At 72.8% G+C, this 18,957-nt stretch carries 22 protein-coding genes; 6 read left to right on the top strand and 16 right to left on the bottom strand.

The annotated features are described in order from the left end of the window. Positions 1-33 precede the first annotated feature (33 nt). The 3 genes from ACFY0P_RS17800 to hisI are packed head-to-tail and all read right to left on the bottom strand — an operon-like array spanning position 34 to position 2,660. The gene (locus tag ACFY0P_RS17800; RefSeq protein WP_388913304.1) at positions 34-678 is read right to left on the bottom strand and encodes a TIGR02234 family membrane protein; all 645 of its coding nucleotides are present in this window, start codon (positions 676-678) and stop codon (positions 34-36) included. A 51-nt stretch (positions 679-729) separates the two neighbouring features. After that, on the bottom strand, positions 730-2,208 hold the full coding sequence (locus ACFY0P_RS17795; protein ID WP_388913301.1) for an anthranilate synthase component I: 1,479 nt from the start codon (positions 2,206-2,208) through the stop codon (positions 730-732). Positions 2,209-2,219: 11 nt separating this feature from the next. Beyond that, positions 2,220-2,660, bottom strand: coding sequence for a phosphoribosyl-AMP cyclohydrolase (gene hisI, locus ACFY0P_RS17790; protein WP_388914122.1), 441 nt, complete (start codon positions 2,658-2,660; stop codon positions 2,220-2,222). 73 nt (positions 2,661-2,733) lie between these two features. Between hisI and ACFY0P_RS17785 the strand changes: the two genes are divergently transcribed. Both ACFY0P_RS17785 and ACFY0P_RS17780 read left to right on the top strand, forming a co-directional pair. Continuing rightward, positions 2,734-3,369, top strand: coding sequence for a TIGR03085 family metal-binding protein (locus ACFY0P_RS17785; protein ID WP_388913298.1), 636 nt, complete (start codon positions 2,734-2,736; stop codon positions 3,367-3,369). Between the two features lie 10 nt (positions 3,370-3,379). Further along, positions 3,380-3,778 (top strand): VOC family protein, encoded by a 399-nt coding sequence (locus ACFY0P_RS17780; RefSeq protein WP_388913295.1) that lies wholly within the window; start codon positions 3,380-3,382, stop codon positions 3,776-3,778. Positions 3,779-3,784: 6 nt separating this feature from the next. Here ACFY0P_RS17780 and ACFY0P_RS17775 read toward each other — a convergent pair whose 3' ends face one another. The 9 genes from ACFY0P_RS17775 to hisD are packed head-to-tail and all read right to left on the bottom strand — an operon-like array spanning position 3,785 to position 9,654. Beyond that, a complete protein-coding gene (locus ACFY0P_RS17775; RefSeq protein WP_388913292.1) occupies positions 3,785-3,940 on the bottom strand; it encodes a hypothetical protein in 156 nt (51 codons plus the stop codon). Then, positions 3,937-4,692: an imidazole glycerol phosphate synthase subunit HisF gene (hisF, locus tag ACFY0P_RS17770; RefSeq protein WP_388913289.1), complete on the bottom strand. Its 756-nt coding sequence runs from the start codon at positions 4,690-4,692 to the stop codon at positions 3,937-3,939. Before hisF ends, ACFY0P_RS17775 begins: the two co-directional genes overlap by 4 nt. Next, positions 4,689-5,093, bottom strand: a complete 405-nt coding sequence (locus tag ACFY0P_RS17765) for a RidA family protein (RefSeq protein WP_388913286.1) — start codon at positions 5,091-5,093, stop codon at positions 4,689-4,691. The genes hisF and ACFY0P_RS17765 overlap by 4 nt, the downstream gene beginning before the upstream one ends. Further along, positions 5,090-5,815, bottom strand: a complete 726-nt coding sequence (gene priA, locus ACFY0P_RS17760) for a bifunctional 1-(5-phosphoribosyl)-5-((5-phosphoribosylamino)methylideneamino)imidazole-4-carboxamide isomerase/phosphoribosylanthranilate isomerase PriA (protein WP_388913283.1) — start codon at positions 5,813-5,815, stop codon at positions 5,090-5,092. Before priA ends, ACFY0P_RS17765 begins: the two co-directional genes overlap by 4 nt. Next, positions 5,812-6,462 (bottom strand): imidazole glycerol phosphate synthase subunit HisH, encoded by a 651-nt coding sequence (gene hisH, locus ACFY0P_RS17755; protein ID WP_388913280.1) that lies wholly within the window; start codon positions 6,460-6,462, stop codon positions 5,812-5,814. The genes priA and hisH overlap by 4 nt, the downstream gene beginning before the upstream one ends. Next, entirely contained in the window at positions 6,453-6,617 is a 165-nt protein-coding gene (locus ACFY0P_RS17750) for a hypothetical protein (RefSeq protein WP_361283681.1), read from the bottom strand. Before ACFY0P_RS17750 ends, hisH begins: the two co-directional genes overlap by 10 nt. Before the next feature lie 3 nt (positions 6,618-6,620). After that, entirely contained in the window at positions 6,621-7,214 is a 594-nt protein-coding gene (hisB, locus tag ACFY0P_RS17745) for an imidazoleglycerol-phosphate dehydratase HisB (RefSeq protein ID WP_028422551.1), read from the bottom strand. Continuing rightward, positions 7,211-8,332: a histidinol-phosphate transaminase gene (locus ACFY0P_RS17740; RefSeq protein WP_388913277.1), complete on the bottom strand. Its 1,122-nt coding sequence runs from the start codon at positions 8,330-8,332 to the stop codon at positions 7,211-7,213. Before ACFY0P_RS17740 ends, hisB begins: the two co-directional genes overlap by 4 nt. Further along, positions 8,329-9,654: a histidinol dehydrogenase gene (hisD, locus tag ACFY0P_RS17735; RefSeq protein WP_388913274.1), complete on the bottom strand. Its 1,326-nt coding sequence runs from the start codon at positions 9,652-9,654 to the stop codon at positions 8,329-8,331. The genes ACFY0P_RS17740 and hisD overlap by 4 nt, the downstream gene beginning before the upstream one ends. 247 nt (positions 9,655-9,901) lie before the next feature. Here hisD and ACFY0P_RS17730 point away from each other — a divergent pair, with 247 nt between their 5' ends. The 4 genes from ACFY0P_RS17730 (at position 9,902) to ybaK (ending at position 13,981) form a co-directional block, all read left to right on the top strand. Continuing rightward, the gene (locus ACFY0P_RS17730; protein ID WP_388913271.1) at positions 9,902-11,479 is read left to right on the top strand and encodes an oxidoreductase; all 1,578 of its coding nucleotides are present in this window, start codon (positions 9,902-9,904) and stop codon (positions 11,477-11,479) included. 162 nt (positions 11,480-11,641) lie between these two features. Continuing rightward, complete coding sequence (locus tag ACFY0P_RS17725; protein ID WP_388913268.1) at positions 11,642-12,706, top strand: hypothetical protein; 1,065 nt, start codon at positions 11,642-11,644, stop codon at positions 12,704-12,706. Between the two features lie 11 nt (positions 12,707-12,717). Next, on the top strand, positions 12,718-13,458 hold the full coding sequence (locus tag ACFY0P_RS17720) for an LON peptidase substrate-binding domain-containing protein (protein WP_388913265.1): 741 nt from the start codon (positions 12,718-12,720) through the stop codon (positions 13,456-13,458). Positions 13,459-13,474: 16 nt separating this feature from the next. After that, the gene (gene ybaK / locus ACFY0P_RS17715) at positions 13,475-13,981 is read left to right on the top strand and encodes a Cys-tRNA(Pro) deacylase (RefSeq protein WP_388913262.1); all 507 of its coding nucleotides are present in this window, start codon (positions 13,475-13,477) and stop codon (positions 13,979-13,981) included. An 810-nt stretch (positions 13,982-14,791) separates the two neighbouring features. Here the strand turns inward: ybaK and ACFY0P_RS17710 are convergent. From ACFY0P_RS17710 to ACFY0P_RS17695, 4 genes are all read right to left on the bottom strand, one after another. After that, a complete protein-coding gene (locus ACFY0P_RS17710; protein WP_388913259.1) occupies positions 14,792-15,448 on the bottom strand; it encodes an AAA family ATPase in 657 nt (218 codons plus the stop codon). A gap of 34 nt (positions 15,449-15,482) precedes the next feature. After that, positions 15,483-16,310, bottom strand: a complete 828-nt coding sequence (locus tag ACFY0P_RS17705; RefSeq protein ID WP_388913256.1) for an ABC transporter permease — start codon at positions 16,308-16,310, stop codon at positions 15,483-15,485. A 100-nt stretch (positions 16,311-16,410) separates the two neighbouring features. Further along, on the bottom strand, positions 16,411-17,385 hold the full coding sequence (locus ACFY0P_RS17700) for an ABC transporter ATP-binding protein (RefSeq protein ID WP_388914120.1): 975 nt from the start codon (positions 17,383-17,385) through the stop codon (positions 16,411-16,413). 225 nt (positions 17,386-17,610) lie between these two features. Further along, on the bottom strand, positions 17,611-18,834 hold the full coding sequence (locus tag ACFY0P_RS17695; RefSeq protein ID WP_388913253.1) for an NYN domain-containing protein: 1,224 nt from the start codon (positions 18,832-18,834) through the stop codon (positions 17,611-17,613). Between the last annotated feature and the right edge of the window lie 123 nt (positions 18,835-18,957).

Raw genomic sequence — 18,957 nt, 5'->3', positions numbered from 1 at the left:
GACCCGCCCCCGCACGGCGCCCCCGGCGAAGCCTCACGCGCCAGTCGGGTCCTCGCCCCGGTCCAGCGCCTTCCAGATGTCCTCCGGCCGGTCGGGATCGACCGGCTTCGGCGCCCGCCGCGGCCGCTCCGCCCCCGTGCCGCGCTCGTAGCGGCCGGACATGGCCGGCCACAGCCGCCCGTAGCGCAGCGCCAGCAGCCCGGCGACCAGGATGAGCGCGCCGCCGGCCGCGGCGACGTACGGCCAGCCGGTGTGGCTGAGCGCGGCGACCGTGGCGGACGTGTCGCCACTGGCCTGGGCGGCCTTCTCGTCGAGCGCGGAGCCGTCGGACGCGCCCAGCAGGGCCGCGGCGACGATGCCGGCGCCGGAGAGCGCGAGGAGGCCGGAGACCAGGAAGCGGCCGGCCTTGCGGACGGCGAAGACGGCGACGAGCGCGGCGAGGCCCACTATGGCGAGGGCCGCGGGGACGCCCGTGACGTCGCTGCCCTTGGCGGTCAGCGGGAAGTCGCCGCCGGCCACCGTCGCGGTGCCCTCCGCCCAGCGCTGCCGGGTGGACAGCAGGGCGACGGCCGCGCCGAGCGCGCCGAAGAGCAGCGCGACGGCGAGGCTGCGGCGGCCGGACCGGGCGGGTTCGCCGGCTTCGGAAGAGGGGTGAGGAACAGCAGTCACGTACTCCACTATCGCCTGAACCCCGCGCGAACGGTGACCCGGGGTCGGGTGATAAGCGCCCTACTTGCCCAGTCTGTTGGCCGTGTGCACCGCCCGCAGGACCGCCGCCGCCTTGTTGCGGCACTCCTGGTCCTCGGCGACCGGGTCCGAGTCGGCGACGATGCCGGCGCCGGCCTGGACGTACGCCGTGCCGTCGCGGAGCAGGGCGGTGCGGATGGCGATGGCGGTGTCGGAGTCGCCGGCGAAGTCGAGGTAGCCGACGCAGCCGCCGTACAGCCCCCTTCGGGAGGGCTCCAGTTCGTCGATGATCTGCATCGCCCGGGGCTTGGGTGCGCCGGAGAGGGTGCCGGCCGGGAAGCAGGCGGTGAGGACGTCGAAGGCGGTGCGGCCGTCGGCGACCTTTCCGGTGACCGTCGAGACGATGTGCATGACGTGCGAGTACCGCTCGACGGACATGAAGTCGACGACCTCGACGGAGCCGGGCTCGCAGACCCGCCCCAGGTCGTTGCGCCCGAGGTCGACGAGCATCAGGTGCTCGGCGCGCTCCTTGGGGTCGGCCATCAGCTCGTCGGCGAGGGCCTGGTCCTCCTGGGGGGTGGCCCCACGCGGCCGCGTGCCCGCGATGGGGTGCACCATGGCCCGCCCGTCCTCGACCTTGACGAGGGCCTCCGGGCTGGATCCCACGACGTCGAATCCGTCGAAGCGGAACAGGTACATGTACGGCGACGGGTTGGTGGCCCTCAGGACCCGGTAGACGTCCAGCGCGCCGGCCGTGCACGGGGTTTCGAAGCGCTGGGAGGGGACGACCTGGAAGGCCTCGCCCGCGCGGATGCGCTCCTTGATGTCCTCGACGGCCACCTGGAAGTCGGGGCCGCCCCACAGGGCGGTGTACTCGGGGAGTTCGGAGGGCGGCAGGACCGCGGGCGGCTGGGCGACCGGCCGGGAGAGGTCCGCCTCCATGGCGTCCAGGCGGGCCACGGCGTCGGCGTGGGCCTCGTCGACGCCCGTGTCGAGGTCGTTGTGGTTGATCGCGTTGGCGATCAGCAGGACCGAGCCCTCCCAGTGGTCCATGACGGCGAGGTCGCTGGTGAGGAGCATGGTCAGCTCGGGGAGCCCGAGGTCGTCGCGCTCCCCCGGGCCGATCTTCTCCAGGCGGCGCACGATGTCGTAGCCGAGGTAGCCGACCATGCCGCCGGTGAAGGGGGGCAGGTCCTGGTCGTGCGGGGTGTGCAGGGCCTCGATGGTGGCGCGGAGGGCGGCCAGCGGGTCGCCGTCGACGGGCACGCCGACGGGCGGGGTGCCGAGCCAGTGGGCCTGGCCGTCGCGGGCGGTGAGGGTGGCGGCGGAGCGGACGCCCACGAAGGAGTACCGGGACCAGGAGCGGCCGTTCTCGGCGGATTCCAGCAGGAAGGTCCCGGGGCGCTCGGCGGCGAGCTTGCGGTAGAGCGCGACCGGGGTGTCGCCGTCGGCGAGGAGCTTGCGGGTGACCGGGATGACGCGCCGGTCGGTCGCGAGCTTGCGGAAGGTCTCGAGGTCCATGGCGGAAGACCTTACTGATCGGAGGCGGGTACGCCGGAATCGGCGCCTTCATGGCCGTGCTCGGCGTCCTTCAGGAGCACGTCGGCGTCGAAGCAGGTGCGGTCGCCGGTGTGGCAGGCGGCGCCGACCTGGTCGACCCTGACCAGCACGGTGTCGGCGTCGCAGTCGAGGGCGACCGACTTCACCCACTGGAAGTGGCCGGAGGTGTCGCCCTTGACCCAGTACTCCTGGCGGCTGCGCGACCAGTAGGTGCAGCGGCCGGTGGTGAGGGTCCGGTGCAGCGCCTCGTCGTCCATCCAGCCGAGCATCAGCACCTCGCCGGTGTCGTACTGCTGGGCGATGGCGGGGAGGAGCCCGTCGGCGCTGCGCTTGAGGCGGGCGGCGATCTCCGGGGCGAGGCCACTGGACGGGGGCGTACCCGTCGTACCGGTCGTACTGGTCATGGGTGCCATTGTGCCGCGCGGCACCGACAGTCACGGTCCGTGTCCACTGTCCGGACGGTGCGTGGGGTCGTAGGCTGGCGGTATGTCGACCTTCGCCAAGCGTGAACGGCTTCTGCTCGCCGACCTCTTGGAGACCGCCGGTCCCGAGGCACCGACCCTCTGCGAGGGCTGGGTGACCCGTGATCTGGCCGCGCACGTGGTGGTGCGCGAGCGCCGGCCGGACGCGGCCGGGGGCACGATGATCAAACAGCTGGCGCCGCGGCTCGAGAAGGTGACGGCCGAGTTCGCGGCGAAGCCGTACGAGGAGCTGATCCAGCTGATCCGCACCGGTCCGCCGCGGTTCTCGCCGTTCCAGCTCAAGCAGGTGGACGAGGCGGCCAACACCGTCGAGTTCTACGTGCACACCGAGGACGTCCGCCGGGCCCAGCCGGACTGGTCGCCGCGGGAGCTGGACCCGGTCTTCCAGGAAGCCCTGTGGACCCGCCTGGAGCGCACCGCCCGGCTGCTCGGCCGCGGCCTGCCGACGGGCCTGGTGCTGCGCCGCCCGGACGGCCAGACGGCGGTCGCCCATCGCGGCGCCCCCGTGGTGACGGTGACGGGCGAGCCCTCCGAGCTGCTGATGTTCGCGTTCGGCCGGCAGAACGCGGCGAAGGTCGAGGTGACCGGCGACGAGAACGCGATCGCCAAGCTGCACGAGTCCAAGAAGCTGGGCATCTGAGGAGCCCGCGGTGATCAGGGTCGCGATGACGAGCGTGTACGTGGACGACGTGCCGAAGGCGCACGCGTTCTACACGGGCGTCCTCGGCTTCGAGACCCGTACCCGCCTGGACCTGGGCGACGGCACCCTGTTCGTCACGGTCGGCGCCCCGCAGGGCGGCCAGCCGGACCTCCAGCTCCTGCTGGAGCCCGGCCAGGGCCCCCTCTCGGACCCGTACCGCAAGGCCGTCTACGAGGCGGGGCTGCCGGCCATCGTCTTCTCCGTGGACGACATCCGTTCGGAGTACGACCGCCTGCGCACCCTGGGCGTCCGCTTCCCCCACGAACCGCGGGACCAGGGCCCGGCGATCGCCGCCGTCCTGGACGACACGGTCGGCAACCTGATCCAGCTGACCCAGCCGAAGGGCTGACCGCCCTCAGCGGGGCAGCTCGGCCCGGCGCAGCCCGGGCACGGCCGGCGCGACGACGCCGCCGAGCCCGCAGACGACGGCGCTGACGACGTAGACCGTGCGGCCGTGAAAAGCCCCGGCCACCCACCAGGGCACCGGGGCCGAAGCTCGGCGCAGCGTCACCGCACCGGGTGTCCCGCTTCCCGCAGCGTCTGCTTCACCTCGCCGATCCGCAGGTCGCCGAAGTGGAAGACGGAGGCCGCGAGCACCGCGTCCGCGCCCGCTGCGACGGCCGGGGGGAAGTGGGCGAGGGCGCCCGCGCCACCGGAGGCGATCACCGGGACCGTGACGTGTTTGCGGACGGCGGCGATCATCTCCAGGTCGTAGCCGTCCTTGGTGCCGTCCGCGTCCATCGAGTTGAGCAGGATCTCGCCCGCACCCAGCTCGGCGGCCCGGTGGGCCCACTCGACGGCGTCGATGCCGGTGCCGCGGCGGCCGCCGTGGGTGGTGACCTCGAAGGATCCCGACTCGGTGCGGCGGGCGTCCACCGAGAGGACCAGGACCTGGCGGCCGAAGCGTTCCGCGATCTCCCGGATCAGGTCCGGGCGGGCGATGGCCGCCGTGTTGACGCCCACCTTGTCGGCGCCGGCGCGGAGCAGCTTGTCGACGTCCTCGGCGGTGCGGACACCGCCGCCGACCGTCAGCGGGATGAAGACCTGCTCGGCCGTGCGGCGCACCACGTCGTACGTGGTCTCCCGGTTGCCGGAGGACGCGGTGATGTCCAGGAAGGTCAGCTCGTCGGCGCCCTCCGCGTCGTACACCTTGGCCATCTCGACCGGGTCGCCCGCGTCGCGCAGGTTCTGGAAGTTGACGCCCTTGACGACCCGGCCGTTGTCCACGTCCAGGCAGGGGATGACTCGGACCGCCAGGGTCATGAATCCACGGCTCCTCTGTATGCCTCTAGCTCTGCTTCCACCAGGATGCGCGGGTCGACGAAGCCGGTCACCACGACGAACGTGGTCACCGGGCGCACCCGGTCGAAGACCTCCTTGTGGGCGCGTCCCACCGCGTCCATGTCGCGCGCGTGCGCGAGGAACAGGCGGGTGCGGATCACCGACTCCGGCCCGAGGCCGAACTCGGCGATCGCCTCCAGGGCGGTGGTGAAGGCCACCTTGGCCTGCTCGTACGGGTCGCCCTCCCCGTACAGCACGGTGCCCTTGAAGGACGTCGTACCGCCCACCACCACGCGGTCGCCCGCCGCGACGGCGCGGGCGAAACCGAAGGTCTCCTCCCAGGGACTTCCGCTCTGCACGCGCCGTACGGCATCGGACGTCATCGTGACACTGCCTCCAGTGCTTCTTCCAAGGTGAACGCCTTGGCGTACAGGGCCTTTCCGACGATGGCGCCCTCGACACCGAGGGGTACCAGGTCGGCGAGGGCCCGGAGGTCGTCCAGCGACGACACGCCGCCGGAGGCCACGACCGGCCGGTCGGTCGCGGCGCACACGTTCTTCAGAAGCTCCAGGTTCGGGCCCTGGAGGGTGCCGTCCTTGGCGATGTCGGTGACGACGTAACGCGCACAGCCCTCCTTGTCGAGACGGGCGAGCGTCTCGTAGAGGTCGCCGCCGTCGCGGGTCCAGCCGCGGCCCCTGAGGGTCGTACCGCGCACGTCCAGGCCGACCGCGATCCTGTCGCCGTGCTCGGCGATGACCTTGGCGACCCACTCGGGGGTCTCCAGGGCGGCGGTGCCGAGGTTCACGCGCGTGCAGCCGGTGGCGAGGGCCGCGGCGAGGGTGGCGTCGTCGCGGATGCCGCCGGAGAGCTCGACCTTGATGTCCATGGCCCCGGTGACCTCGGCGACCAGGGCGCGGTTGTCGCCGGTGCCGAACGCGGCGTCCAGGTCGACCAGGTGCAGCCACTCGGCGCCCGACCCCTGCCAGGCGAGGGCCGCCTCCAGCGGGGAGCCGTAGGAGGTCTCGGTCCCGGACTCGCCGTGCACGAGGCGGACGGCCTGGCCGTCGCGGACGTCGACGGCGGGAAGGAGTTCGAGCGTGCTCACAGTGTTCCGATCCAGTTGGTGAGGAGCTGGGCGCCGGCGTCGCCGGACTTCTCGGGGTGGAACTGGGTGGCCCACAGGGCGCCGTTCTCCACGGCGGCCACGAACGGCTTGCCGTGCGTCGACCAGGTCACCCTGGGGGCCTGCATGGCCGCGTTGTGCGTCTCCAGGGCCCAGTCGTGGACGGCGTAGGAGTGCACGAAGTAGAAGCGCGCGTCGGCGTCCAGGCCGGCGAACAGCTCGGAGCCGGGCGCCACGTCCACGGTGTTCCAGCCCATGTGCGGGACGATCTCGGCCTGGAGCGGCTCGACCGAGCCGGGCCACTCGTCGAGGCCCTCGGTCTCCACGCCGTGCTCGATGCCGCGCGCGAACAGGATCTGCATGCCGACGCAGATGCCCATCACCGGGCGCCCGCCGGACAGCCGGCGGTCGATGATCCAGTCCCCGCGCGCCCCGCGCAGGCCCTCCATGCAGGCGGCGAAGGCGCCGACGCCGGGCACCAGCAGGCCGTCCGCATTCATGGCCTTGTCGAAGTCACGGGTGATCTCGACGTCGGCCCCGGTGCGGGCGAGGGCGCGCTCGGCGGACCGGACGTTCCCGAAGCCGTAGTCGAAGACGACGACCTTCTTCGCGGATCCGCTCAACTCCACACCTCCAGCCTCATGACACCCGCCACCAGGCACAGTGCGGCGCTGATCGAGAGCAGCACGATCAGGCTGGTGGGCATCTTCTGCTTGACGAAGGAGATGATCCCGCCGACCAGGAAGAGGCCGACGACGATCAGTATGGTCGAGAGGCTGTTCATCGCTTACAGCGCGCCCTTCGTCGAGGGGAGGATCCCGGCCGCGCGCGGGTCGCGCTCGGAGGCGTAGCGCAGCGCCCGGGCCAGCGCCTTGAACTGGCACTCCACGATGTGGTGCGCGTTGCGCCCGTACGGCACGTGCACGTGCAGGGCGACCTGCGCCTGCGCGACGAAGGACTCCAGGATGTGCCGGGTCATGGTGGTGTCGTACTCGCCGATCATCGGTGCCATGTTCTCCGGCTCCGTGTGCACGAGGTACGGGCGGCCGGACAGGTCGACCGTGACCTGGGCGAGGGACTCGTCCAGCGGGACCGTGCAGTTGCCGAACCGGTAGATGCCCACCTTGTCGCCGAGCGCCTGCTTGAAGGCGGCGCCGAGGGCGAGGGCGGTGTCCTCGATGGTGTGGTGCGAGTCGATGTGCAGGTCGCCGTCGGTCTTCACGGTGAGGTCGAACAGACCGTGCCGGCCGAGCTGGTCGAGCATGTGGTCGTAGAAGCCGACGCCGGTGGCGATGTCGGTCTTGCCGGTGCCGTCGAGGTCGATCTCGACGAGGACCGAGGTCTCCTTCGTGGTGCGCTCCACGCGCCCTACGCGGGTCATGCGTCCAGCTCCTTCTTGACTTCACGTACCGCGTCGAGGAACGCGTCGTTCTCTTCGGGGGTTCCGGCGGACACCCGCAGGAAGCCGGGCACGCCGTTGTCCCGGACGAGGACTCCCCGGTCGAGGATCTGCTGCCACACCGCGTGCGGATCCTCGAACCGCCCGAACTGCACGAAGTTGGCGTCGGACTCGGTGACTTCGAGGCCCGCCGCGCGCAGTTCGGCGACCAGCCGGTCCCGCTCGGCCTTCAGCTGCTCGACGTACTTCAGCAGCGTGTCGGTGTGCTCCAGGGCGGCCAGCGCGGTTGCCTGGGTGATCGCCGACAGGTGGTACGGCAGCCGGACGAGCTGTACGGCGTCCACCACCGCGGGGTGCGCGGCGAGGTAGCCGAGGCGCAGGCCGGCCGCACCGAAGGCCTTCGACATGGTCCGGGAGACGACGAGATTCGGCCGACCTTCGAGCAGCGGCAGCAGCGAGGCGCCGTGGCTGAACTCGATGTAGGCCTCGTCGACCACGACGATCGCCCCGGCAGTCGCGGCCCTGGCCGCCTGGGCCGCCTCGTAGAGCGCGAGGACCGTCTCGGCCGGTACCGCGTTGCCGGTGGGGTTGTTGGGGGTGGTGATGAAGACGACGTCCGGCTTGTGCTCGGCGATGGCCGCCGAGGCCGCTTCGACGTCGAGGGTGAAGTCCTCGTTGCGGGGGCCGGAGATCCAGCGGGTGCCGGTGCCGCGCGCGATGAGCGAGTGCATCGAGTACGACGGCTCGAAGCCGATCGCCGTACGACCGGGTCCGCCGAAGGTCTGCAGCAGCTGCTGGATGACCTCGTTGGAGCCGTTGGCCGCCCACACGTTCTCGATGGAGAGCGGGTGGTTGCCGGTCTTCGTCAGGTACCTGGCCAGCTCGGTGCGGAGCTGGACGGCGTCCCGGTCGGGGTAGCGGTTCAGGTCCCGGGCGGCCTCGCGCACCCGCTCGGTGATCCGCTCGACCAGCGGCTCGGGCAGCGGGTAGGGGTTCTCGTTGGTGTTCAGCCGTACGGGGACGTCCAACTGGGGCGCGCCGTAGGGGGACTTGCCGCGCAGCTCGTCCCGAACGGGGAGATCGTCGATGCCGAAGCTCACTTGCTCGCCGGTACCTTCCATCCGAACCTCGCCTTGATCGCCGCGCCGTGCGCGGGCAGGTCCTCCGCCTCCGCCAGCGTGACCACGTGGTGCGCGACCTCGGCCAGCGCGTCCTGCGAGTAGTCGACGACGTGGATGCCGCGCAGGAAGGACTGGACGGAGAGTCCCGAGGAGTGGCAGGCGCAGCCGCCGGTGGGCAGCACGTGGTTGGAGCCGGCGGCGTAGTCGCCGAGGGAGACCGGCGCCCAGGGCCCGATGAAGATCGCACCCGCGTTCCGCACCCGGTCGGCCACGGCGGCGGCGTCGGCCGTCTGGATCTCCAGGTGTTCGGCGCCGTACGCGTCGACGACCCTGAGTCCTTCCTCGACGCCGTCCACCAGGACGATCGCGGACTGCCGGCCCTGCAGGGCGGGGACGATCCGGTCCTCGACGTGCCTGGTCGCCGCGACCTGCGGCTCCAGCTCCTTCTCGACCGCGTCCGCGAGCTCCACGGAGTCGGTGACCAGCACCGCCGCCGCGAGCGGGTCGTGCTCGGCCTGGCTGATCAGGTCGGCGGCGACGTGCACCGGGTCGGCGGTGGCGTCCGCGAGCACCGCGATCTCGGTCGGGCCGGCCTCGGCGTCGATGCCGATCCTGCCGGTGAAGTAACGCTTGGCGGCGGCCACCCAGATGTTGCCGGGGCCGGTGACCATGTTGGCGGGCGGGCAGGACTCGGTGCCGTACGCGAACATCGCGACGGCGGTGGCGCCGCCGGCCGCGTACACCTCGTCGACGCCGAGCAGGGCGCAGGCAGCGAGGATGGTCGGGTGCGGCAGGCCGCCGAACTCGGCCTGCGCCGGGGAGGCGAGCGCGATGGACTCGACGCCGGCCTCCTGGGCGGGCACCACGTTCATGACCACGGACGAGGGGTAGACCGACCGGCCGCCGGGCGCGTACAGCCCGACCCGCTCCACGGGCACCCACTTCTCGGTCACGGACCCGCCCGGCACGACCTGGGTCGTGTGGGTCGTACGACGCTGCTCGCGGTGGACGAGGCGGGCGCGCCGGATGGACTCCTCCAGGGCCGCGCGCACGGCCGGGTCGAGCTCGTCCAGCGCCTTGGCCAGGGCCTCGGCCGGGACCCGGACCTGCTCCAGCGTGACCCCGTCGAACTTCTCGGCGAAGTCGATCAGCGCCGCGTCGCCCCGATGATGCACGGCCTCGCAGATCGGACGCACCTTCTCCAGGGCGGCCTGAACGTCGAAGTCGGCTCGGGGCAGCAGGTCGCGCAGGGCGGGGCCCTCGGGAAGGGCGTCGCCGCGCAGATCGATTCGGGAGATCACGGAATCAATTCTCTCAGACGGCACTCGGGGCCCGTCCGCGCGTATCAATGGCTGATACAGAACGTGAGCCGATGGCTGCACCGTCCGCCCGTCCGTGGCTGATACAGCACGCGGGGCAGCGGCCGGTACATAGCCTGGCCGGAACCCGGAAGATCATGTTCACGTCTTGTGTTCGGGATCTCACGCACCGGGCATCACCGGTTGTACCGAACATGACTCACGAGTAGTTGAGGAAGAAGGAAAAGCCGTGACCGAGGGGGACGGCGTCCGGGACGGGGACCTGCCGGACGATCTGACCGCGGCCGAGGCCGGTATGTGGCAGGCGTTCCGCAACGGCAGCGTGTACGACCTGAGCAGCGGCGACCCGCACGTGGACGACCCGCACGGCGGCCATCCGTGGGGGCCCGAGCGGACCGTGCGGGCGCGGATCGTGTGCTGGCTGCTGCTCGACGGGCCCCCGGCGCTCGCCGGCCGGGTGTCCTCGCTGAAGCTGGCAGGCGTCCGGATCACCGGCGCGCTGGACCTGGCGGGCGGCACGGTCCTGCCGTACATGGAGCTGCGCGGCTGCCGGTTCGACGACGAGATCCTGCTGCCGGAGGCGCACTTCACGACCGCGCGGTTCGTGGACTGCGCGGCGCCACGCCTGGAGGCGGCCCGGCTGCACACGGAGGGTGACCTGCATCTGCCGCGCTGCCGCTTCCTCGGCGGGGTCCGGCTGACCGACGCGCACATCGGCACCGATCTGCTGCTGAACCAGGCGGTGGTCTACCGGGACCGCAGCGGGCGGTCGATCGCGGCGGACGGCATGACCGTCGGCCAGGACCTCCAGGCGGAGCTCCTGGAGACGCACGGGGAGCTGAGCCTGCGCAGCGCCAAGGTGGGCGTCTCGCTGAGTCTGCGCGGGGCGCGGCTGCGCAACCCCGACGGGCGGTTCGCGCTGAACGCGCCGCAGCTGACCGTCGGCCGGACCCTGTACCTGACCCCGGCCGGGGTGGGCGGCCCCTGGCAGAGCGGGACGACCCCGGCGCGCGGGACGCGGATCCAGCGGTTCGAGTGCCAGGGCGGGATCCGGCTGGACGACGGGCGGTTCGGGGACGCGGTGGACCTGGAGCGGGCGCGGCTGACCTTCACGGACGACCAGGAGCTGTCGCTGCGCCGGGTGCAGGTGCCGGAGCTGCGGTTCCTCGGGGAGGAGCCGCAGCGCGGGCGGGTGATGCTGTCCGGCGCCCGGGTCGTCAACCTGGTGGACCGGGCGACCAGCTGGCCGGGGCCCGGGCGGCTGCACATGGGCGGCTTCGGCTACGAGAACCTGGTGCCGCAGGGGCCGTTCCCGCTGACCCGGCGCCTGGACTGGGTGGCGGCGGCGACCGCCGAGTACAACCCGGAGCCGTACGAACGCCTGGCCACCGTGCTGCGGGCCGCGGGTGAGGACGAGGACGCCCGCGAGGTGCTGCTCGCCAAGCAGCGGCGGCGCCGCGAGACGCTGCCGCCGGCGGCCAAGCTCTGGGGGTACGCGCAGGACCTGACGGTGGCCTACGGCTACCGGCCGGGCCGGGCGGCGGTGTGGATGGCGGTGCTGTGGGCGGCGGGCACGCTCGCGTTCGCGCACGCCCCGCATCCGCCGATGAACTCGGGCGGCCACCCGGCCTGGGATCCGGCGCTGTTCGTCCTGGACCTGCTGCTGCCGGTGATCGACCTGGGGCAGGTGGGCCAGTGGCGGCTCACCGGCGGCTGGCAGTGGGCGGCGGCGGTGATGATCCTGCTGGGCTGGATCCTGGCGACGACCGTGGCGGCGGGGGCGACGAGGCTGCTGAGGCGAGGGTGACGACCGGTGCCACAGAGGCACCTGGGCCGCGTCGCCCGCATTTTCCGGCAGGTACCGAACAGGTGAGCAACAGTCAGCTTTTACTCGCCTTTGACCGGCGGCCGTACAACTTTCGTGGAGTTGGCCATACCGTCTGGCGCTGCCCCGACCTGCGGACTTTCAATGGTCAACGCCATGGCTTCGCTGCGCACGCTCTTCCGTTCCGCACGGAGGACAACGAACGTCTCGCCTCTCGCCGCCGGACCGCTCCCGGGCGACGACGAGGTGTTCCTCGACGCGCCCGACGAACGGCTCGCCCCCGCGCTGGTCACGGCCGGCCGGGGCGAGTACGAGGCGGCCGCGACGCTGCTGGCCGGCACCCGGAGCGCGGCCGAGTGGGAGGAGCGCGACCGGTACGTGCACCGGCTCGCCCGCTTCGCCCGCTCCCGCGCCGAGTGGCTCGGCCAGTGGGCCGCGGCCGACCCGCACGACCCCGACCTGCTGCTGGTCCAGGCCCAGCTCGCGGTGGACCGCGCCTGGCACTCCCCCGCCCGCGCGGAACTCCTGCGCCCGCTCAGCCCGCTGATCACGGCGGCCGCGCGCGGCGACGACCGGGACCCGGTGCCGTGGCGGATCGCGCTCGACCACGCCCGCGGGACGAACGCCGGCCACAAGTACTTCGAGGAGCTGTGGGAGGCTGCGGTCCGCCGCGCCCCGCACCACTACGGCTGCCATGCGGCGGCGCTGCGCTACCTGGGCACGTACTGGCACGGCTCGCACCACGAGTGCTTCGACTTCGCCGACCTGGCCGCGCAGGACGCCCCGCCGGAGTCGCTCGTCCAGGCCCTGCCGGCCCGCGCGGCCTTCGCCTACCTCACCGACGGCTGCGGGCCCGAGGTGCCGCGTGCCCGTCTGGACGCGGCGGCCGACCGGGCGATCGCCCTGTCCGCGCGGTTCCCGGCGGCCGACACCTGGCCGGCCGAGATCCGCAACAAGCTGATGTACCTGCTGGTCCGCCTGGAACGCTGGGAGGCCGCCCGCGGCCAACTGCAGCTGATCGGCCCGTACGTCACGTCCTTCCCCTGGGACCGGCTCTCCGAGGACCCGCTGGGCCATTTCGTACGCCTGCGCGCCCACCTGCTGGCCGGCACTGAACCGCTCCCCGAGGCCGTACTGATCCCCTCGCCGAGGGCCGCGGGGCGCCCACGGACCGAGCACGGCGGACATGTTCCCGCCGATGACCACTAGGCTGTGGCGCCGTGACCACCGTCCGTCTCCCTCTCTTCCCGCTGAACTCGGTGCTGTTCCCGGGGCTGGTGCTGCCGCTGAACGTCTTCGAGGAGCGCTACCGCGCCATGATGCGCGACCTGCTGAAGACGCCCGAGGAAGAACCGCGCCGGTTCGCCGTCGTGGCGATCCGCGACGGCCACGAGGTGGCACCGAGCGCGCCGGGCATGCCGGACCCGACGGCGCAACCGGACCGGGGCCCGGCGGCCGGCTTCGGGCCCGACCCCCTCAAGTCCTTCCACCGGGTGGGCTGCGTGGCGGACGCGGCGACGATCCGGGAGCGGGCGAACGGCACGTTCGAGGTGCTGGCCACCGGGACGAACCGGGTGCGCCTGCTCTCCGTCGACACGTCGGGCCCGTTCCTGACGGCGGAGCTGGAGGAGCTGCCGGAGGAACCGGGCGACGAGGCCGGCGCGCTGGCCGAGGGCGTGCTGCGGGCCTTCCGGCAGTACCAGAAGCGCCTGGCGGGCGCACGGGAGCGCTCGCTCTCCACCGGCGTCGACCTCCCCGACGAGCCGTCCGTCGTCTCCTACCTGGTCGCCGCCGCGATGATGCACGACACCCCCACCAAGCAGCGGCTGCTCCAGGCCCCCGACACCGCCTCCCGCCTCCGCGACGAACTGAAACTCCTTCGCTCGGAGACGGCGATCATCCGTAACCTGCCGTCACTGCCCGCGGCGGAGCTGACGCGGGCGCCGACGAGTCTGAACTGAGCCAAGGTTTTCTGACATGCCGAAGAAGCCGAAGAAGCATCAGCCCGGGGGCGGCGGCACCCCGGCGACGGTGGCCCTGACCACGGCGGGCGTGGACTTCACGGTCCACTCCTACGACCACGACCCCGCCCACCCGTCCTACGGCGAGGAGGCGGCGGAGGCGATGGGCGTGTCCCCCGACCGTGTCTTCAAGACCCTGGTCGCGGACGTCGACGGCGCGCTCACGGTCGCGGTCGTCCCGGTGGCCGGCAGCCTGGACCTCAAGGCCCTGGCCACGGCGGTCGGCGGCAAACGCGCGGCGATGGCGGACCCGGCCCTGGCCGAGCGCACGACGGGCTACGTCCGCGGCGGCATCTCCCCGCTCGGCCAGCGCAAGAAACTCCCCACGGTCCTGGACGCCTCCGCATCGGCCCACCCCACGATCTGCGTCTCGGCGGGCCGCCGGGGCCTGGAGGTGGAACTCGCCCCGACCGCCCTGGCGACCCTCACGAACGCGACCCTGGCCCCCATCGGTCGTGCGTGACCTCTCGACGAAGACTCCGTGGTGGGTTAAGTACGGAAGACATGTCGAAGAAGACACGGAAAAGGAAGTGGCGCCTGAAGAAGGGCCGCTCGAACCACGGTCGCCGTCCGGCATAGAGAACAGTCGGAGGCGCGGGCGACCTGCCACCGCCCGGTTCCCCGCGCCCCTGACGGCATCCGCTCGCCCACGCCAGACCTCAGGCCGACCACAGACCGCCCCGCGCCGCTCGCGCAGCTCCCCGCGCCCCCGACGGCATCCGCTCGCCCACGCCAGACCTCAGGCCGACCACAGACCGCCCCGCGCCGCTCGCGCAGCTCCCCGCACCCGCGACGGCATCCGCTCGACCACGCCAGACCTCAGGCCGACCACAGACCGCCCCGCGCCGCTCGCGCAGCTCCCCGCACCCCTGACGGCGTCCGCTCATCCACGCCAGGCCTCAGGCCGACCACAGACCGTCCCGGGCAGCTCGCGCAGTTCCCCGCGCCCCTGACGGCATCCGCTCGACCACGCCAGGCCTCAGGCCGACTGCAGACCGTCCCGGGCCGCTCGCGCAGCTCCCCGCGCCCCTGACTCTTCTGCCGCCGCCTCTGCTTTCCAGTCGCGGAACGGGGCTTATCCCCTGCCCTCCAGCCCGTCGGGCGTCTGAGGACGAAAGACGGTCCGCACCGCGTCTCAGCCCGTCCGGCGTTTGAGGACGAGGTCGTTCAGGCCGATGCGGGGGTGCGGGGGCGGCAGCCCCCGGAACGGGCGGTCGAAGGGGGCCCACCCCCTGGAGGACGGGACGGGTAGGGGCGGCGGGGGCGGAAAAACCTACGCCGGCGGAGCCGCGTACGGTCCGTCCTCGTACGGCGGTTCCGGGTCCCGCGGACCGAACAGCGCCATCAGCCCCAGATGCACCACCAACGCCGACAACGACCACGCCAGCAACGCCCCCTTCGCCCCGAGCTTCAGCGGCGCAGAGAACGTCACCCCCTTACCCACGGCTCTCGCATGGGCTATCACATCCTGCTCCGGCCCCAGCCAGACACCGACCCGCCAGGCCAGCACCGACGCCAGCAGTCCACCGACCCCCAGCGCCACCACCAGCGGCACACCCCCACGCCGCCGCCACAGAAACACCACGACCGCGCTCACAGCCCCGAAGGCCAGCGCCAGCAGCGTGAACGTCCCGTCCACCCCGGCCGCCTGCTCCCCCTCGCTGTCCTTGAGGTAGACCGCCCAGCTCTTGCCGGACCGGTCCCCCACCAGCGGCACGTGCGGCGCCAGCCACAGCCACAGCAGCCCGAGCAGCACCCCGCTCACCGCCACCGCGACAGCGATCACGGCACCTTCCCGCAGCTCGGTCTTCATACCGGGACCGTCCTGTCCGTACTCTGCTCCGGCCGCCCAGGCAGGCGGCGACGCCTCCCAGGCCTGGTGCGAGGACTGGTCGTGCGGCGGCGGAGGCGGCGTCAACGGTGCGGTCACAATGCCATCGTGCCAGGTCGGCCTGTGGGACGCGTCACCGGACGGCGGCCTTGCGGTACGCCCAGGTGGCGACGGCCAGCGAGACGACGCCCACCCCCGCGCACACGCCCAGGTCAGCGAGGACGACGGCCCAGTCGGGCCGCGCCCCGAAGGTCCGGGCGTAGGCCTCGACGCCGTACGTCGAAGGCAGCAGGTCACGCGCGAACCGGATGATCCCCGGCATCCGGTCCGGCGGCAGCACGCCGAGCAGCAGCGCCGCCGACATGCCCAGCTGCCCGAGCAGGGTGGCGAGTTCGGGACGCGGTGCGAGCAGTCCACAGGCCGCGCCGAGCCCCGCAAGGGCTGCCCCGGCGAGCGGGATCACCGCGACGAGGATCCACAGGTTCCCGAGCGGCAGTCCGAACAGCACACATCCGAAGACGGCCGTCACCAGCGTTCCCGGCACGGTGAAGGAGGCGTACGCCGCGGCCGCCCCGAGCACCACCGAGGCCGGCGGCACGGGCAGCGTGGCGTAGTGGTCGAGCCCGCCGCTCGCCCGCAGCTGCCCGAAGTACTGCGCCAGCAGGTTCAGCGCCACGAAGGCGACCACGACCACCGACGAGCCCGCCACCACGGACTGGGCCTCGCTCCGCGAGTCCACCACCCCGCGCATCATGATCATGATGCCGACGGACTGGAAGGTCGCGACGAACAGCAGCGGGATCCGGGCCACCCGGGCCCGGGACAGCTGCGCCCGGTAGACGGCCGCCAGCGACGGCCACAGCCGCGCACGCGGACCCAGCTCGGCCGCCGGACCGCCCGGCGCCGTCTCCTCCACGGCCAGGGCACCGCCCGGCAGAACCTCCGCGGGTACGACACTCACGTCGCGCTGCTCCCTTTCCGTGCGGCACCTACGGCCCGTACCGCTGCCGCGTCTTTCCGTACGCGCCCGGCCGCCGTCGTGTTCACCCTCACGTTCGCCCTCACGCCTTCACCAGCCCCTGCCGTGCGGCACCGCCGAGCGCCAGGTAGACGTCCTCGAGGCTGGGCGTGGCGAGGGTGAAGTCGTCGAGGGCGGCGAAGGCGGCCCCGCCGGTCACCGTGGCGACGACGGCCCGCGCCTCCTCGGGCGCCAGCCGCAGCGTCCAGCGCCGGCCGGACTCGACGGCGCGCTCCCGCAGGACGGCCACCTCGGGCACGTCCAGCGGCGCGTGATCACGCCAGACCAGCTCGACCCGCACCTCGCCGGCGACCCGTTCCTTGAGTCCGGCGGGGGTGTCGCAGGCGATGACCCGCCCCTGGTCGAGGACGGCGACCCGGTCGAGGACCGTCTCGGCCTCGATGACGTTGTGGGTGACCAGCACCACGGTGGCGCCCTGCTCGGCCCGCCGCCGGTCCACGGCGGCCCACACGGCCCGGCGGGCCACGGGGTCCATCCCGGTCGTCGGCTCGTCGAGCACGAGCAACGGCCGCTCCCCGACCAGCGCGGCGGCGAAACAGGCCAGCCGCCGCTGTCCTCCGGAGAGCTTCTTGAGCGCCCGCCCGGCGATCGGCGTCAGGCCCAGCTCCTCCAGCACGGCGTCGCGCTCGCGCCGCGCCCGGCGCACATCCAGGCCGCGCAGCCGCCCGGTGGTCTCGGCCGCGAGGGACACGGTCAGCTCGTCGAGGGCGCTGGACTCCTGCCCGAGGTACGCGAGGATCCGCGCGGCCCGCTCCGGGTGCCGCACGATGTCGTGCCCGAGGATCTCGACGCTGCCCGCGTCGGGGCGCAGCAGCCCGGTGAGCTGCCGTACCAGCGTCGACTTGCCGGCCCCGTTCGGCCCCAGCAGCCCGAAGATCTCCCCGCGCCGGACGTCGAGCTCCACCCCGTCGGTGGCCCGCACCTCGGGCACGGCAGGAGCACCGCGCCGCCCTTTGACCGCGGCGTAGGTCTTGGTCAGCCCACGCACCGCGCACACGACATCGCCCTGCCGCCGAAGTGCCTGACCCACGCCCGTACTCACAAGGGACGAGACTACGGGGTCGCCCCCGTTTACTCGCCTTTGGGGCGCCTCGCTTCCTGACTCCGTAAGGGCAGCGCCCCTGGAAGGGGCGCGGGGCTGCATCGAATATGCGGCTCCGCCGCCTGGGCGCGACAAGCCCCCACCGGCCCGCAAGCGAAGTCAGCCCCCGAGCCCCCTCACTCACTCCGCCGACGCATGCTCCCCGGCCCCCGCCGGCACATCGAACTCTCTCCAGAACCCCGCCCGAATGGCGTACCGGTCATGCTCGTCGATCTGGTCGTCCTTGTGCGCCAGCAACCCGAACCGCGCCGCGTACCGCAACAGCTCCCCGTCGATCCGGTGCGGAATCCGCGGATACATCCCGGACAGCTTCTGCAGATGCGCCTGGTCCCCGAGCCGCGACATCCACCGCCGGGCGAACACCTGCCCGACCTCGTACGGATCCCCGCCGACGGTCGTGATGTCCTCCTCCCGGTCGGCCCACCGCTGCTCCGCGGTGGTCAGCTGCGCCAGCGTCGGCATGGAGGCCGCCTCCGCCGACTCCGCCGCACCCCCCGGCCGGTCCACCCACCCCTTGTCGGAGGACCACCGCAGAGTGGCCGTGGTCGCCGGATGCTGGACCGGCTGCGCGCCCGGCGCCCGCAGCGCGGCGAGATCCTTGGGTGTCGGCACCCCCTTCGGCGCCGGCACCCGCTCCGGCGCCCCGTTCTCCACCACGCTCGCCGCAGGCGCCCGCTCGGCGTCCTCGGTCCCCGGCTCGGGGGCCGCCGCCAGCGACGACTCGGGCAGCGGCGCCGAGAGGATCGCGGCGATCTCCGGCCGCGGCACCGGCGGTGGCGCACAGACCGCGGTCAGCTCCTTGGCCCGTACCGCCTGGGTGATCCACGCCCGGTCCAGCACCCGCCGCTCGTCGGCCTCCGCGACCAGGTCCTCGGACTGGTTGTAGTCGCCGTCGGCGGCCTGCACGGCCCACAGGTGCACGGCGACCCCGTGCTCCTTCGCGGCCATCATGCCCGGCAGCAGGTCCCCGTCACCGGTCACCAGTACGACGTCGGAGCAGGCGCGGTTGCGGGCCAGCTCGGTCAGCTCGGCGTGCATGGCCGCGTCCACGCCCTTCTGCGCCCAGCGCCCGTCGCTGCGGGTCAGCGCGCCGAGCCGCACGGTCACCCGGGGCATCACGCGCAGCCGGCGGTGTTCCGGCTGGGGGACGCGGTCGGGGGCGCCGTCGAACCAGTAGATGCGCAGCAGCGGACGCTCGGTGTCGGACTCCGCGCGGTCGCGCAGCGCCTGGATCAGCGCGGCGTGGTCGACGGTGATCCGGGATCGGGAGGGCTCACCGGCGAGGAGACTGGCGGCGGCACCCAGCAGATACCCGGCGTCCACCAGGACGATGCAGCGGTCCACGCGACTCACCCTCTTTCCGGGAGGTTTGCTTTCGGGGCTTCCTTCGAGTCTGCCCGACCACGCGGGGGTTAACGGCCCGAACTCGATCTTCGGCGTGGCGTTTCGGGACCTCGCTCTCCGACA

The organism is Streptomyces sp. NPDC001714 (assembly GCF_042892755.1).
GTDB lineage: Bacteria > Actinomycetota > Actinomycetes > Streptomycetales > Streptomycetaceae > Streptomyces.
This window is presented reverse-complemented; position numbering and strand designations above follow the sequence as displayed.